General features: G+C 26.6%; 15 protein-coding genes and 2 pseudogenes. All 17 read left to right on the plus strand.

Annotation, left to right across the window (positions count from 1 at the left end; all coding sequences use genetic code 11):
* Nucleotides 1–1,043 (plus strand): 16S rRNA (cytosine(967)-C(5))-methyltransferase RsmB (gene rsmB, locus A6P36_RS07690; protein WP_066762935.1); only part of this gene is annotated, 1,043 nt, incomplete at its 5' end.
* 9 nt (nt 1,044–1,052) lie between these two features.
* A complete protein-coding gene (gene rlmN, locus A6P36_RS07695) occupies nt 1,053–2,063 on the plus strand; it encodes a 23S rRNA (adenine(2503)-C(2))-methyltransferase RlmN (RefSeq protein ID WP_066762937.1) in 1,011 nt (336 codons plus the stop codon).
* A gap of 14 nt (nt 2,064–2,077) precedes the next feature.
* Nucleotides 2,078–2,812, plus strand: coding sequence for a Stp1/IreP family PP2C-type Ser/Thr phosphatase (locus A6P36_RS07700; RefSeq protein WP_066762940.1), 735 nt, complete (start codon nt 2,078–2,080; stop codon nt 2,810–2,812).
* On the plus strand, nt 2,802–4,745 hold the full coding sequence (pknB, locus tag A6P36_RS07705) for a Stk1 family PASTA domain-containing Ser/Thr kinase (RefSeq protein ID WP_066762943.1): 1,944 nt from the start codon (nt 2,802–2,804) through the stop codon (nt 4,743–4,745). The genes A6P36_RS07700 and pknB overlap by 11 nt, the downstream gene beginning before the upstream one ends.
* 79 nt (nt 4,746–4,824) lie before the next feature.
* Nucleotides 4,825–5,709 carry a ribosome small subunit-dependent GTPase A gene (rsgA, locus tag A6P36_RS07710; RefSeq protein ID WP_066762945.1) on the plus strand — a complete coding sequence of 295 codons (885 nt, stop codon included), beginning with the start codon at nt 4,825–4,827 and terminating at the stop codon, nt 5,707–5,709.
* A gap of 2 nt (nt 5,710–5,711) precedes the next feature.
* A complete protein-coding gene (locus tag A6P36_RS07715) occupies nt 5,712–6,326 on the plus strand; it encodes a thiamine diphosphokinase (RefSeq protein WP_066762949.1) in 615 nt (204 codons plus the stop codon).
* 391 nt (nt 6,327–6,717) lie between these two features.
* On the plus strand, nt 6,718–7,134 hold the full coding sequence (locus tag A6P36_RS07720; protein WP_066762952.1) for a hypothetical protein: 417 nt from the start codon (nt 6,718–6,720) through the stop codon (nt 7,132–7,134).
* A 236-nt stretch (nt 7,135–7,370) separates the two neighbouring features.
* Nucleotides 7,371–8,279, plus strand: a complete 909-nt coding sequence (gene murQ / locus A6P36_RS07725) for an N-acetylmuramic acid 6-phosphate etherase (protein ID WP_066762956.1) — start codon at nt 7,371–7,373, stop codon at nt 8,277–8,279.
* Nucleotides 8,280–8,295: 16 nt separating this feature from the next.
* Nucleotides 8,296–9,657, plus strand: coding sequence for a PTS transporter subunit EIIC (locus tag A6P36_RS07730; RefSeq protein ID WP_066762959.1), 1,362 nt, complete (start codon nt 8,296–8,298; stop codon nt 9,655–9,657).
* Nucleotides 9,658–9,683: 26 nt separating this feature from the next.
* A complete protein-coding gene (locus A6P36_RS07735; protein ID WP_066762962.1) occupies nt 9,684–10,760 on the plus strand; it encodes a MupG family TIM beta-alpha barrel fold protein in 1,077 nt (358 codons plus the stop codon).
* Between the two features lie 16 nt (nt 10,761–10,776).
* Entirely contained in the window at nt 10,777–11,619 is an 843-nt protein-coding gene (locus A6P36_RS07740) for a MurR/RpiR family transcriptional regulator (protein WP_066762964.1), read from the plus strand.
* A gap of 294 nt (nt 11,620–11,913) precedes the next feature.
* The gene (locus A6P36_RS07745; RefSeq protein WP_066762965.1) at nt 11,914–12,495 is read left to right on the plus strand and encodes a formate/nitrite transporter family protein; all 582 of its coding nucleotides are present in this window, start codon (nt 11,914–11,916) and stop codon (nt 12,493–12,495) included.
* Between the two features lie 104 nt (nt 12,496–12,599).
* Nucleotides 12,600–12,980: pseudogene (locus A6P36_RS07750) on the plus strand (winged helix-turn-helix transcriptional regulator).
* Between the two features lie 73 nt (nt 12,981–13,053).
* A complete protein-coding gene (locus A6P36_RS07755; protein WP_066762967.1) occupies nt 13,054–13,599 on the plus strand; it encodes a cysteine hydrolase family protein in 546 nt (181 codons plus the stop codon).
* 167 nt (nt 13,600–13,766) lie between these two features.
* Nucleotides 13,767–14,341, plus strand: a 575-nt coding sequence (locus A6P36_RS07760) for a PoNe immunity protein domain-containing protein (protein ID WP_242861687.1), incomplete at its 3' end; no start/stop codon positions are given.
* Between the two features lie 534 nt (nt 14,342–14,875).
* Nucleotides 14,876–16,231, plus strand: coding sequence for a PoNe immunity protein domain-containing protein (locus A6P36_RS07770; protein ID WP_066762978.1), 1,356 nt, complete (start codon nt 14,876–14,878; stop codon nt 16,229–16,231).
* 150 nt (nt 16,232–16,381) lie between these two features.
* Nucleotides 16,382–16,531 (plus strand): annotated as a pseudogene (locus A6P36_RS08515) (aspartate carbamoyltransferase catalytic subunit); the annotation flags it as partial.

Raw genomic sequence — 16,531 nt, forward strand, 5'->3', positions numbered from 1 at the left:
ATCTTGATAAAGTACCAGAATATGCAGTTTTAAATGAAAGTGTGGAAGCGACTAAGTTATTATGTAATAACAAAAGTAAGTTTGTAAATGGAGTTTTACGTAATTATTTAAGAAATAAAGATACTATAAAAAATAGAAAGAATACTCTGCAAGATGAGTATTCTTTTGCTACATGGATGATAAAATTGCTTAAAAAGCAATATCCAAAAGAATATATAAATTTGATGTCTTCCTTAAATGAAAGAGGAGATACTTGTTGTAGGATTAATTCGTTAAAATATTCTAAGGAAGATTTTTTACATAAATTTAGTGAATTTAAAATTGAAAATTTAGAGCAATTTCAAAATGCTTTAAAAATTAGATATGTGTCAGATATTACAAATAGTCATTTGTATAAAGAGGGTTTATTAAGTATTCAAGATTTGAGTTCGCAATTAGTTTGTGAAATTTTAAGTCCGAGAGTAGGAGATACTATAATTGATTTATGTGCTGCTCCTGGAGGAAAATCTACATATATAGCAGAATTAATTAAAGATAATGGAAAAATAATTTCATGTGATGTGCACGAACACAAAATTAAATTGATAAGAAATAATATTTTTAGATTAGGTATAAAATCGATAGAATGTTTTGTAAATGATGCTACTATTGTTAATGATAATTTTTTGGATTTAGCTGATAAAGTTTTGTTAGATGCTCCTTGTTCAGGTTTTGGGGTTATAAAGAAAAAACCTGAAATAAAATGGTTTAAAAATCAATCAGATTTGGAAGAAATTATTAGTGTGCAGAAAAAGATAATTAATATAGCTTCAAGATATGTAAAGAAAAATGGAATTTTAATGTACACAACATGTACGCTTAATAAAAATGAGAATGAAAATATAATTAATAATTTTTTAAGTAATAATAAAAATTTTGTAATTGAAGAAATAGATGTTACTTTATTTAGAGATTTAAAAATTGAAAATATCAATAATATGATAACTCTTTTTCCGAGTAAAATAAATGATGGTTTTTTTATGTGTAAATTGAGAAAAATTTAAGAGGATAATATGGTTAATGTATTGAATTTTAAAAAAGATGAATTGAAAGAATATTTGGAACAAAATGGCTTTAAGAAATTTAGGGCAGATCAAATAAATAATTGGGTATATGATAAAAAAATTTTTGATTTTAATGAAATGACAAATATTAGTAAAAAAGAGAGAGAGGAACTTTACGGAATACTTAATATTTCTTTACCATCAATAGCTAAGGTACAACAGTCAGTTGATGGTACGGTTAAATTTTTACTGAAGTTAATAGATGATAATTTAATAGAGTGTGTGTTTATGAGTTATGATTATGGAAATACTATTTGTATATCAACTCAAGTTGGATGTAGGATGGGATGTAAATTTTGCGCGTCTACAGTTAATGGATTTTTGAGAAATCTAGAGTTATGTGAACTTTTGGCACAGATTTTAATAGTTGAAAAGTATACAAATAAAAAAATAAATAGAATAGTGCTTATGGGAACAGGTGAACCTTTATATAATTATGAAAATATTATTTCGTTTATTGGGGAAATGAAGAATAAGTTTGGTATGAGTAATCGTCATATAACACTTTCAACTTGTGGTATAGTTCCTAAAATATATGATTTGGCAAGAGAAAATTTAAGTATAAATCTTGCAATTTCACTCCATGCTGTTAATGATGAAAAACGTAAAAAGATTATGCCTGTTGCATATTCGTATTCTATATCAGAATTGATAGATGCTTGTATATATTATTTTGAAAATACTAAGAGAAGAATATCGTTTGAATATTTATTAATAGATGGAATGAATGATGGGGACGATGATGTTAAAGAATTAGTTGATTTGTGTAAAAGAGCTAAAGCTCATGTTAATATTATACCTGTAAATGAAATTAAGGAAAATGATTTTAGAGAATCTAAAAAAATAAATAAATTTTATGGTGATTTATTGAAAAATGGAATAAATGCCACCATAAGACAAAAAAAGGGAGTAGATATAGACGCAGCATGTGGTCAGCTTAGGTTAAGTTATAGTAAGTAGGAGGATACTCTATAATGGTTGGAGCTATAAGTGATATAGGTAATCTTAGAGCTGTTAATGAAGATTATTTGGATTATTATATATGTGATAGTTATCAATTGTATATTGTTGCTGACGGTATGGGAGGACATAATGCTGGTGATGTAGCGAGTAAAATGTGTGTACATAAGATTAGGGAATATATAAATAAAAAATATTGTGAATATGACAATATAAAAGATATGTTAGCTAATGCGGTTAGATATGCTAATAATGCTATTTATTTTAAATCTTTAAGCGATAAAAAATATAAAGGAATGGGGACGACTTTGACGTTGGCATTTGTTTGTAATAATGAGATTTATGTTGTTAATGTTGGAGATAGTTGTTTTTTTGTTATAAAAGATGAAATAATTACTAAAATAACTAAGGATCATTCGCTTGTGCAGCAGTTTATAGATGATGGTATTTTAACTCAAGATGAGGCTAAAGATCATCCGAATAAAAATATTATAACGAGATCTATAGGTATAAATCAGGATGTTGAGATAGATCTTTTTGTTATTGAAAAAGATATCCAAAGTTTTTATTTGTTGTGTACCGATGGTTTAGTAAATGATGTTGATTATAAAGAAATTGTTCCATATATTACTAAAAATAAAGAAAGTCTTTATAAAGTTTGTAGTGAGTTAGTTGCTTTGGTTAAAGAAAGAGGAGGAAGAGATAATGTATCTCTAATAATTTTTGGAGGCACTAATAATGATAGGTGAGGTAATAAGTGGGAGATATGAAATAATAGAAAAACTTGGCGAAGGTGGTATGGCCAATGTTTATAAAGCTAGGTGTAAAATTTTAAAAAGATTTATTTCTGTAAAGATACTTAAGCAGGAATTGACCAGTGATGAAGAATTTGTTCGTAAATTTAAAGATGAAGCGATGGAAGTTGCAAAACTTTCTAATAATAATATAGTGAAAGTTTATGATATAGGTACAGAAGGAAATATTCATTATATTGTTATGGAATACATAGATGGTAAAACATTAAAAGAATACATAAGTGATGCAGGGATTTTGTCAATTAAATCAGCTATAGATTTTAGTATTCAAATTTGTAATGCATTGATTGTTGCACATGATATAAATTTGATACACAGAGATGTAAAATCTCAAAATATATTAGTTTCGAATTCTGGGGAGATAAAAGTTACTGATTTTGGTATTGCTAAATCATCAGACTCAGCAACTATAACTAATTCAGGTAAAATTTTAGGTTCAGCTTATTATATATCTCCGGAACAAGCTAAGGGTAATTTTGTAGATTGTAGAAGTGACATTTATTCTTTTGGCGTGGTTTTGTATGAAATGTTTACAGGTAAGTTACCATTTACTCAAGGAACTCCTGTTAATATAGCGTTGCAACATATACAAGTTGATCCGATTGAACCTATCGAATTGAATGATAAATTACCTATTGGTATAAATAACCTTATAATTAGATGTCTTCAAAAAAATCCTGCATTGAGATATCAAAATATTAAAGAAATTAGAAATGATTTACTAGCTATTCAAAATAATAAAAAGCATTTTGTAGCTAAATATAATGTGAATGATTCCACTATGGTTATGGATCAACTTAATGTAGATGACATGGCTAAGAGGAATAAAAATAAAAAAAATGGTTTAATAAAATCTATAATTATACTTTTGGTTTCATTTATAATATTAGTTCTGTTTGTATTTTTATTTTGGGTTAAAGATGTAGTTGGTTTATTTTCTCAAAATGTAGAAGTTCCTTCTGTTGTTGGTAAGATAGGAAGTCAATATCAACGTGAACTGGAATCTTTGGGACTTAAATATGAGTTGTCTGGATATGTTGAAAGTGATTTGGAGAAGAATTTTGTTGTTGATACTTATCCTAAATCAGGCAATTTATTAAAAAAAGGGGATACGGTTAAAGTAATATTGAGTGAAGGAATTGAACAAGTAAAAGTTCCAGATTTAATAAATAAAACATTAGATGAAGCGCGGGTTATTTTAAGAAATAATGATTTGAAAATTGGGAATATAGAAGAAAGATTTAGTGAAATATATGATGTTGGAAAGATAATGATTCAAACTCCAAGTTATAATTCTGAGGTTGATAAAAATCAAACGATTGACGTGGTAATTAGCAAAGGTTCTGAAACTAGACTTGTGATTGTACCAGAGTTTATTGGTCTTGATATCGTTGAAGCAAAGAATCTGGCAACTTTAAATGGGATTTCTATAGAGTTTAATTCTGTAGATACTTCTATTAAAGATGATCATGAGAAAGTTTTTGATCAATCAATTCCTAAGGATATTGAGATTAGACCTAGTGTTGTTATTCAACTTACTTATTATAATTATGTTGAAAAGCAGGAAGAAAATCAAGAAAGTGTAGATGATAAATTGGAAGATAAAAATGATAAACCATTGGAAGAAACACAAACTGATAATTCAGATCAAGAAACTAGTGAAGAAGATTATAAAGAAGATAATACTGTGACTATACCATCTGCTGATAATTTAACAATAAAGGATGCAAAAGAAATATTTAATGAGTTAGGGCTTGAGTTAGATGGATCTGGTTTTAATGAAGATGATCTTATTAAACAGATAGATTATGAGAAAGGAGAAAAAGTTTCTTTGGGTACAAAAGTTAAGGTGATTAGTGTATATTAGTTTTTATGATAGCTTTTTGAAAATTTTAGTTTAAATTTTTGAAAGCTATTTTTTTATTTAAAATTATTTGGGAGTAGATATGAATATTGTTGATGGTATTATTGTTAAAGCTATAGATGGTTTTTATTATGTTATTTGTGAAAAAGTTGAATATTTTTGTAAATCTAGAAAAAAATTTAGATTTAAAGAGATTGAACCTAAAGTTGGAGATAATGTATCTATAAATATAATTGATAAAGATAAAAAAGAGGGAGTTATTGAGAAAATTTATGATAGAACCACAGATTTTATTAGACCACAATTATCAAATGTAACACAGGTGTTTATTGTTTTATCTTATAAAGAACCTAAGATAAATCTAGAATTATTGAATAAGTTAATAATAAATTTTGAGGTTCTGGGTGTTAAAATATGTGTTGTTATTAATAAGTGTGATTTGCATGATGAAGAAAGCAGTATTGAATTAAATAAGTTATTTGAAAAGTTTCCTTATGATGTTTTATTTGTTAGTGTTAAGGATAATTTGAATATCAATTGTATTAAGGAAAAATTGAGTAAAAATATTTCTTGTTTTTGCGGTCCTTCTGGTGTTGGAAAATCTAGTCTTTTAAATGTTATATTTGATAAAAATGTTATGGAAACATCTGAATTAAGTTGTAAAATTAAAAGGGGACGTCATACAACTAGATTTTCTCAACTTATTTATTTAAAAGATTTTGATGGTTATATTGCAGATACTCCAGGGTTTACTTCAATTGAAATATCAAAAGATATTAATCAATATAATCTTAAAAATTACTTTATAGATTTTTATAATTACGATAATTGTAAGTTTAGGGAATGTAATCATATTACTGAACACGGATGTGGTGTTAAACATGCTGTTGAAATTGGAGAAATAAATAAAATGAGATATGATATGTATGTGAAAATTTATAATAAATTTAAAGAAAAGAGAAGATAGCTATGGAGGCAGTGATTTTTGGTAATGGAGAATTTAAAACATTTGATATTGTAAGAAAGTTTGTAGATTTAAATGATGTTTTTACAATTGGTGTTGATGGTGGATGTAATTATTTAATTGAAAATAATATAAAAATTGATTTAGTAATAGGTGATTTTGATTCAATAAAATATAAAAACTTTATAGATAAAGTTTTGAATATAAAAAAGATTGATATGGATTATAGTGATTTGGAAATAGCGACTAATTATTGTATTGATAAAAAATTTAGTAAAGTTTATTTATTTGGATGTACTGGGAAAAGGTCAGACCATTTTTTGTTTAATTTAAGGTTAATGAATAAATTTTTTCAAAATAATATAGAAGTGTCTATGATTGATGAATTTAATGTAATAACTACATTTGATGGGGAAAGAGTTTTTGAAAAAGATAATTTTGAATTTTTTTCACTTGTACCAATTTATGAAAATACAGTAGTTTCTATAAGTGGAGCAGAATATGAGCTTAATAATAAGGAATTGGATATGATAAGTGCATTAACTTTATCAAATAAATGGAAAAAAGAAAAAGTAAATATACGTGTAAATAAACCTGTTTTTATATATTTAGTGTTTTAAAAGTAGCATAAATTGTATAAATTAACATATATATAGACAAGTAAAATTTTTTTTATTTTTAAAAATTAAGGGGAGTTATGCGTATGAAAATTATAGCGGTAAAATTACCAAAATGTTTATCAAAAATTGTTAAGATATTTACGAAATAACAATTTTTTAAAAAAGAGAGTAATAAAGAGTGTGAAAAATACGCTCTTTATTATTTTGTTTAAATTTGTATAAAAATTTAAAACAATTTTGTTATTGATTTAGTCTGTAATGTGTAATAATAAGATTATAGAATAACTTTTATGATTATAAATTTATTTTTAATCATTTGAATAATATTTATTGTTATAAAAAAATGGAGGATTTAAATTAATGTATTTATTAAAAAGAGGAGTGTATTGAAATGAAAAGAGTATCATCAAAATTTTTAAAATTTACATCTATGGGAATTATTTTTAGTTTTATATTTTCTGCATTTATGTATATAAGTGCTGGAGCGAATGTATCTAATGAATATATTTGGACTGAAGATAGCGATTATAAATCTCAAAAATATTTTGAGCAGTTGACAAAGGATAGGGATAAAAAGTTAGAAGAAATTTTAGATGTAGAAGATATTAGTGAGTATATGGATGATATGAAATCGTTGTATGATTTATGTGTAGAAAGGGATAAAGTTGAAGAAGTTGAAGAAATTATGAGCGATTATGAAGGAGAGCAAGTTTATATTGAATTATTATTATTGACTGGAGATGAGAGTTTGGCTAAAAGATATAGAGATGATCAAGAATTAAAATTTAAGTTTGAGAGAGTAGTTTAATGATATATATATATTATGAAGCTTGTTAAATTTTTGATTTAACAGGCTTTTTGTTTGTGAAAATTTTTGAATCAAATTTGTTTTTTTACACATACTTTCATGTATTACACTCAATAAATATATAAATTTAATGAAATAAAATAAAATTTAAATAAAGAAGTATTAAAATATTATTTCAAAAGTGGTATTATAAGTTATGGATGAAAACGTAAACAAGATAAAATGGAGGTTTTATGATGAGTGATTTAAAATTGGATAAACTAACTACTGAAAGTAGAAATTTGAATACATCAAATATAGATAAAGTTTCTACACTAGAGATGGTTAAAATTATTAATAATGAGGATAAAAAGGTTGCAGAAGCTGTAGAAAAAGAAATTCCTAAGATAGCCCAAGCTATAGATTATATTGTTGAAAGAATTAAGAAAGGTGGAAGATTAATTTATATAGGTGCTGGTACTTCTGGAAGGTTAGGAATATTAGATGCGTCTGAATGTCCGCCAACTTATGGAGTTTCTGAAGAATTAATTCAAGGAATTATAGCTGGAGGACATGAGGCTATTTTTAGAGCAAAAGAAGGAGCAGAAGATTCTAAAGAGCTTGCAATTGAGGATTTAAAATTAAAAAAATTATCATCAAATGATATTGTTGTTGGTATTGCAGCATCAGGTAGAACCCCTTACGTAGTTGGTGGGCTTGAATATGGAAATCAGATAGGAGCTTTAACGATATCAATTACATGTAATTCTGACTCAGAAGTTTCAAAAACATCCCAAATTTCTATTGCTCCAATAGTTGGAGCTGAGGTTATAACAGGATCTACGAGATTAAAGTCAGGAACTGCTCAAAAGTTAGTTTTGAATATGTTATCAACTGGTTCTATGATAAAACTTGGAAAAGTGTATGGAAATTTAATGGTGGATGTAAAAGCTACTAATAAAAAATTAATTGAGAGGGCAAAAAAAATAGTTTGTGAAGCTACGGGGATTGAAAAAAATTTAGCTGAAGATATTTTATTGAAAACTGATTATGATGTTAAACTTTCAATATTCATGATTTTGTCAGGATTAAGTTTAAATGATGCAAGAGAAAAATTACTAGAAAATGATGGATATATTGCCAAAGCTTTGGAGAGCATTAAGTAAGATAGGGGGATTTTATATGACAGATAAAGAAATTGCTAAAAAATTAATTGAACTTGTTGGCGGAAGAGATAATATTAAATCAGTTGAAAATTGTATGACGCGTTGTAGATTAGAAATTAGAGATATGTCTAAAGTAGATATTGATAAAATTGAAAAATTAGAAGGCACTTTGGGAGTTGTACAAGCTGAAGGACAGTTACAAGTTATATATGGTCCTGGAAAAGTTAATAAAGTAACTCAAGAAGTTAAAAACCTTTTAGGAACAAAAATTCTTTTAGGAGATGAAGCCGTTCAGGAGACTAAAAAAAGGTTAAAAGAAAAGAACGATACAAAATTTAAAAATGCACTTAAAAAATTAGGGAATGTATTTATACCATTAATACCATTATTTATAGCCTGTGGACTTGTATTAGCTATTAATAATATAGCTTCAACTTACTTTGGTAATTCCTATAAATTAACTACAGCTGCTAAAATTATATCACTTATAGGAAATTCAGTTTTTTCTGTATTATCTATTTTGGTTGGAGTTAATGCTGCAAAAGAGTTTGGTTCTCAAATGCCTATGATAGGAGGAGCTTTAGGAGGAGTAATTTCTTCTTCTTCACTTTCGAGTATAGTTTTATTTGGTAAAGAATTAACTCCTGGTCGTGGTGGAATTATATCTGTAATTTTAGTTGTTGTATTAGCAGTTTTTATTGAAAAACAATGTAGGAAAATTGTTCCAGATGTTTTAGATTTGTTTATTACCCCATTAGTTACATTAACGATATCAGTTTTAGCAGCTTTATTTATACTTCAACCAGTTGGAGGATTTATTTCAGATTCTGTAGGAGTATTAGTTGCCAAAACAATAGCTTCAGATAATTATTTTATTTCTATTATTTCAGGAGCAATATCTGGTGGTTTATTTTTACCTCTTGTTATGATTGGAATGCATCAAGCATTAACTCCAATACATGCAGATTTAATAGCAAATGTGGGATATACAATACTTCTTCCAGCTTTAGCTGCAGCGGGGATGGCTCAGGTTGGAGCAACTATAGCAGTATTTAGAAGGACAAAAAATAAAAGATTGAAGAAAACTGCTAAAAATGGATTTATACCAGGAGTTTTAGGTATTGGAGAACCTTTGATATATGGAATTACTTTACCACTTGGAAAACCATTTTTAGGAGCTTGTTTGGGTGCAGCTGTTGGTGGAGCAGTTATGGCAGCGTTTAAAGTTGGAGCTGTGGCACTTGGAGTATCTGGGTTGCCTTTGGCACTTTTAATTGCTAACGGGAAATTTTTAGTTTTTTTAGTTGGTGTTTTGGCATCGTATGTTGCAGGATATGTATTCACAGAATTATTAGGGTTTGAAGATCCTATAGAATAATAATTGTATATATTTGGAGGTATTATATGAGTTTAGGTTTTTCTGTTTATTTTGGATTAGACAATAGTATGGAAGAAAACATTAAACTTTTGATTGATGCTAAAAAAATGGGATTTAGTAGGATTTTTACTTCATTACATGTTCCAGAGGCAGATTATAAAATTTTAAGAGATGAAGTTAAAGAATTTTTTAGGATAGCAAAAGATTATCAAATGGACATTATCAGTGATGTATCTCCAAATACATTTAAATTTTTGAATATTGAAAATATGAATTTGAAAGAATTAAAAAATTTAGGTGTTAAAACATTAAGGATAGATTTTGGGTATTCAGAAGAAGAAATAGTAAAGATGAGTAAAAATACTTATGGTATTAAGTTGCAACTTAACGCTTCTACAGTTACTGAAGAATTTTTAATAAAATTAGATAGAATGGGCATGAATTATGATAATGTAGATGCTCTTCATAATTTTTATCCAAGAGAAGGTACAGGTATTTCTGAAGAATGTATGGTTGAAAAAAATTTTATATTAAGCAATAGGGGAATTGAAGTTGGTGCATTTATTGAGTCAAATAATAGGAAAAGAAGTCCTTTAAAAAATGGATTGCCTACATTAGAAGAACATAGAGGAAAAGAAGTTAGAAATTGTGCGAATCATTTATTTGCTCTAGGAAATACATCGGTATTTATTGGAGATTCTTTACCAAGTTATGAAGAATTAAAAAATCTATCACAATTGAGACAGGATGCAATAGAATTAAGAATTAAATTGAAGGTACATGATAAAATTATTGAGGAACTATTGAAACAAGTTTACAGTTCTAGAATTGATGAGGCAAGAGATGTGATTAGAGCAGCTGAGAGTAGATTGATTTTGGATAAAAATAAAGTTAAACCATTAAATACGGTTGATAAAAATATTGGTGATATTGTCATTGATAATGTTGATTATGGTAGATATATGGGTGAACTACAAATAATTAAAGTTAATCAAAAAGCTGATATTAGAACTAATGTTGTTGCTTCGATTTTACAAGAGGATATTCATTTGTTAAAATATATTAAAGGTGGTAAAAAATTTTATTTTAGTATAGTTAATTAATAACAGGAGTTTATGGATGAATCTATTTCAATATGTGGAGCAAAATTATAGTAAGTTTACAAAAAGAGAAAAGCTTATTGCTGATTATTTGTTGTTGAAGGAAAGAAGAATACTTAATATGTCAGCTAAAGAAATTTCTGAAATAACAGGAACATCAGCGCCTACCGTTGTGAGGTTTTCAAAAAAATTAGGTTTTAATAGTTTGAATGAAATGAAATTGAGTTTGTCAATTAGTTTTGAAAATAATAAAAGTGATAAGAAGTTTGAGTATTTAGATGAAGATTTAAGTGTGAGAAATATAATTAATGGAATAAGACAAACTTTTAAAAATATAGTCGATGTTACATCAGATTTAATTAAAGAAGATGAATTAGAAAAAGCTATAGAAATTTTGATTAATGCAAAGAGCATTTATATTTTTGGTGTTGGTGTTTCGGGGCTTGTTGGACTAGATTTTTATTATAAATTAAGTAGAATAGGAAAAAGATGTGTTTATCATAATGATGCACATCTTCAAGTTACTTCATCTGTACTTATTGAAAAAGATGATGTCGCACTTGTGATTTCTTACTCAGGGGAAACGAGAGAAGTTATTTTGTGTGCGGAAAATATTAAGAAGAATAATGTTAAATTAATTTCTATAACAAAGGCTAGTATAGATAACAAACTTTCAAATATTTCAGATATTACTCTGAATGTTCCGTATGTTGAAAAATCCTTGAGAGAAGGAGCAATAAGTTCAAGAATATCACAATTAGCAATTATTGATATGTTGTTTATTGGGATGGCAAAAAATAATTTAAAAGATATTGAAGATAAACTTGTTATAACTAGAAATGCTGTTAGTGAATTGAAATAATATTAATTTGAAATGATAAAATTTATTTGATAATATTTCTTGTGGAATGTTCGTTGAAATTGGAGGAAATATTAAAATGAATTTTAAGATAACCTGCAAATTTTTTGCAGGTTTTGTTTTTTGAAAAAATTTATTGTATGTAGTTTTATTTAAAAAGTATTATTTTTTGTTTTTAGTAAAAAGTATTTAATATTAATAGTTTGAATTAGTGTATTTTTTCATTGAAATGTATGTTATTATTTTTGATGGTTATAATCTTAATTAAATTTTATAAATCATAAGGAGTGTTAAAATTTGAAAATTAAAAAGGCAATTTTAGCGGGTATTGTTGTTTCAATTGTTGGATATAATTATCTTTTGAATTACGATGTACTTTCTAAAATAGTGTTTTCTGTTGCATTAATAATAATTTTAACAATGAATTTAAATTTGTTTACTAGTAAAGTTGCAACTATTCTTTGTTCTGAATTAGATACAGGTTCAAAGATAAAAGATATATCAGTTATATTTTTAGGGAATGCTATAGCTTGTCTATTTTTTGGGTTTTTATTTTCTTTTCTAGGAGAAACCCATGCGGAAGAAATTTGGGAAGCAAAAATGCAGACAAATTTGTTTATTGCTTTGTATAAGGCTATTGTAGTTGGATTTCTTATGCAAATAGCAGCTACGTGTAGGCATGATTTAGTTACTGTTGGAGTTGTATTGCTTTTTATAGGAACTGGTGGAGAACATAGTATAGCAAATATTGTGTATATGAGTGTTGCAAGAGCGTTTAGTTTTAAGGCTGTATTCTATATACTTATTTGTGCAATTGGAAATGCAATAGGTGGTTTAACTATATATTTGTTAAATCGAGAAAAAAATTTGGTAAGTTAAGAGGGGTACAAGTTTGTACCCTTTTTTTAAAATTTTGTGAGGGAAATATTATTTATTTTGAATACATTATCTAAAATTTTAATTGAAAATTTGGAGAAAAAGAGATGAAAATACGAAATGAGTATACATGGCCTTTAGAGTTAGTACATGATATTATTAAAGGGAAGTGGAAAACTATTATTATTTTTCAACTCTGAGATGGTAAATGTTCTTTTACTAATCTTAAACGTGGTATAGTTGGAATTAGTCAAAAAATGTTACTTGAACAATTACGTGAGCTAAAATATTTTAAATTAATTGATAAAAAAGTATATAAGGGTTTTCCTTTAAAAGTTGAGTATTTTTTAACAAAACGTGGAAGGAAAATGCTTTCTGCGATTATGATTATGCAAGAGTTAGGAATTGAATATATGGTAGAATATGGAATGACAGAATTTCTCGATAAAAAAGGGATTTCTTATCAAGACATTCATACAAAAAAGTAAGTAATTTAATTTTGATTTTTTTTAGTATATTATTTTTGTAAACGATAATATATGTAAGAAAGGATTTATAGATATGAATAAGGCGTTATTAATTGTAGATGTTCAAAATGATTATTTTCCTGGTGGATGTTTTGAGTTATATAATTCAGTACAAGCTTTAGAAAATGTAAAAAAACTTTTAAAATATTTTAGAGAAAATAATTTATTAATTTATTTTGTGCAACATTTTTCTGTGAATGATATTCCGTTTTTTATTCCTAATACAAATGGTGTTGAAATACATCCTGAAATTAAGCCTCTTGATTCTGAAAAAATTATTAAAAAAAATACTCCGAATAGTTTTCATAATACTACATTGAAGAAAGAATTGGATTTAAACAATGTAACAGACTTAGTAATATGTGGTATGATGACGCATATTTGTGTTGATGCAACTGTTAAGTCAGCAAAAGATTTTGGATATAATGTTACTCTTGTTTCAGACGCTTGCACAACTAGAGATATAGAGTGGAATGGAGAACGAATACCTGCTAATGTAGTTCAAAATGTGTATATGAGTTCACTTGATGGAACTTTTGCAAACGTTTTAACAAGCAAAGAATATTTTAAAGAAATATAATTTAATAAAAGAGGAAGCTGAAAAATATTTGAACTAAAATGAAGAGATGCAAAGAGCATCTCTTTTTATTTTGTATAAAATTGTATCTATCGAAAAAATTTTTTGTAATGTAAAATGAAATAGGGTAAGAAAATGTTATATAAAATAATTTTGGGGTGATAATTTTGATGAGAGATAAAAGATGTAATAGAGAAATTGTGGAAGAAGGATTGGATTACCAAATTAAAGGAGTAGATTCTTGTTTTAAACGTATTGAAGAATTTAAAAAATATATAGAGGATAAACTTTATAAGGATGGACTAGATAAAGAAAACAAAATAGATTTAATAGATAGCAATTATAGTGGTATTATTAAACGTGAATTAGAAATTATAAATTATAAATATACACTAGGTGCAGAATTGTCAGAATTACATAAGGAATATTTAGTGCTTTTAGATCAGATAGATAAAATTAAATCTTTAGGTGGATATTTTTTCGCTAATATAGTTTCACTTGGAATATTATTTGAAGAAGGTATAGAAAAGTTTGAAAAATTAATTATTATAATGGATGAATTTAAAAATAATGATCTTTTATTTGATTATCTTATTAATGGTTGTGGACTTAAAAGGAAATATTATTCTGAAGTATTTAAATTAGATAGATTTAAGTTTTCAAAGGAACTTATAGAATTAGCACAAAAAGATAGAGAACAAGCTTCTAAGAAATTAGTACACCATTTTAAAACATATTGGAATGANNTTTGTTGACTTTAAAACACTTAGTGATGAAGAGTTTTGTGAAAAATATGAACTTGATTGGTTAGATCCAGATGAATATGCTGAGAAAAAAGATGACCCTGAAGTATTTGGAACAAATTTAATTTATTTTTTAACAGATAATGGATACATATTAGGATTTGATAAATTAGATGATCTTGAACACGTTGATTTATACAAAAGTTTTTGGGGCAGGAGAAAAGTAAAGCCAGTACGTTTTGACTTGAAATGTGATTGTTATTACATAGCATATGTACCAAAGTCGGTAAAATTAAAATCAATATTTGGAATAAAGATTGAGGAAGTTAAAGACTTAAAAGAACTTGACCAATATGAAAAATACTTTGGACAGTTTGATAATTAATATATTTAACAATTAATAGAAATTATATTTTTGTTATGGTGGTGTTTATGTGATAAAGCCTTTCTATGAAGAAGAATTTGATGTAAGATAGTATATTAATAAACGTATTTTAGAAATTAATAGTTTATCTGATCGAATGTTATATAGAGAAATGACTGAAACTTTTATGATTGAATTATTTGAAAAACACAGACAAGATTGCATGGATTTAGTGCAAAAAGTATTAGATGAAGTAAGTCAGTCAGATACACATTGTGATATTTCAATAGGGTTAATTGAATTAGAGGAGACAAGGAAAATGAGAGATAAAAGATGTACAAAAGAAGAGGTGGAGAAGGAATTATTTTCTGAAATAAAAAGAGTAAATAAGTGTTTTAAAAATATTGAAGAATTTACAAAATATGTAGAAGATAAACGCTATAAAGATGAGTATGATAAGAATGATAAATTAAGTCTTATAGATACGAATCATAGTAGTATTATTAGGCGTAAGTTGGATATTATAAGGTATAAATATACATTAGGTGTAGAATTGTCAGAATTACGTGAAGAATATTTAGTACTTCTAGATCAAGTAGATAAAACAAGTTATAATTTTGGTTTTCGTGATTGTTCTGTTTTGGCACTTGGAATATTATTTGAAGAAGGTATAGAAAAATTTGAAAAATTAATTAGTATTATGGATAGAGTTAAAAAACATGATCTTATGTATGATTATATTGTAAATGCTTGTGGATTTAAAAGAAAATTTTATTCTGACGTCTTTTGGGATGATGATTTTGAATTTATGAAAGAAGTTATAGAATTAGCGCAAAAAGACAAAGAGCAGGCTTCTAAGAAATTAGTATATCATTTCAAAACAAATTGGAACGATTCTACAAGACCATATGGTAATTGGCTTTGGGATTGTGCAGCTATTTCAAAGATGTTTAAGTTAGATGATAGTGAATTAAAAGACAATCCACATTATCCATATGAACTTGCTCATTATAAAAATGAAATGGAATTTATGCCAGAGAAGATGCTTGATTTTCCAAAAGAAACTTATAAGAAAGGAATTCCAGAATATCCAAGACTTGAAAAACTTATACCAGCAAAATTTCATGAGATAACAAATAACTTTTTAAATGACTATAAAAAGCTTGATTATGATGAATTTTGTGAAAAATATGAACTTGATTGGTTAGAACCAGATGAATATGTTGGACAAGAAGAGGATCTTGAAACATTTGGGGTAAATTTTATTCTTTTTTTATCAGATATTGGATACATATTTCAATTTGATAAGTTAGATGACCTGGAAGAAGTGGAATTTTACAAAAAGTTTTGGGGAAGAAAGAAAGTAAGACCAATACATTTTCAGTTAAACAGTGATTGTTATTACATAGCATATGTACCAAAATCAGTGAAATTAAAATCAATATTTGGAGTAAAAATTGAGGAAGTTAAAGACTTAAAAGAACTTGACCAATATCAAGAATACCTTGGACAATTTGATAATGAATAAATTTAATTTTTAAAATATACAAAAATATTGTAAATGAAATTGGTTTTTGATAGAATAACTAGAAATGCCAAAACAAAAATGGTAATGGCACACTGTGTATTGGCAGTGTGTGTTTTTTTATGTAATTTATTAGTTAGGAGGTATTAAAAAGTGAAAAGTTTGTTTGATTTATCTAGCCTTTCGATTGAAGAAATTATTTCTATTTTAGATAGAGCTCAACAATTTAAAGAAGGTGCAGTAAGTGATATTGCTAAAGGAAAAATTGTTGCAAGTCTTTTCTTTGAACCAAGCACTAGAACT

Source organism: Candidatus Arthromitus sp. SFB-turkey, from assembly GCF_001655775.1.
GTDB lineage: Bacteria > Bacillota > Clostridia > Clostridiales > Clostridiaceae > Dwaynesavagella > Dwaynesavagella gallinarum.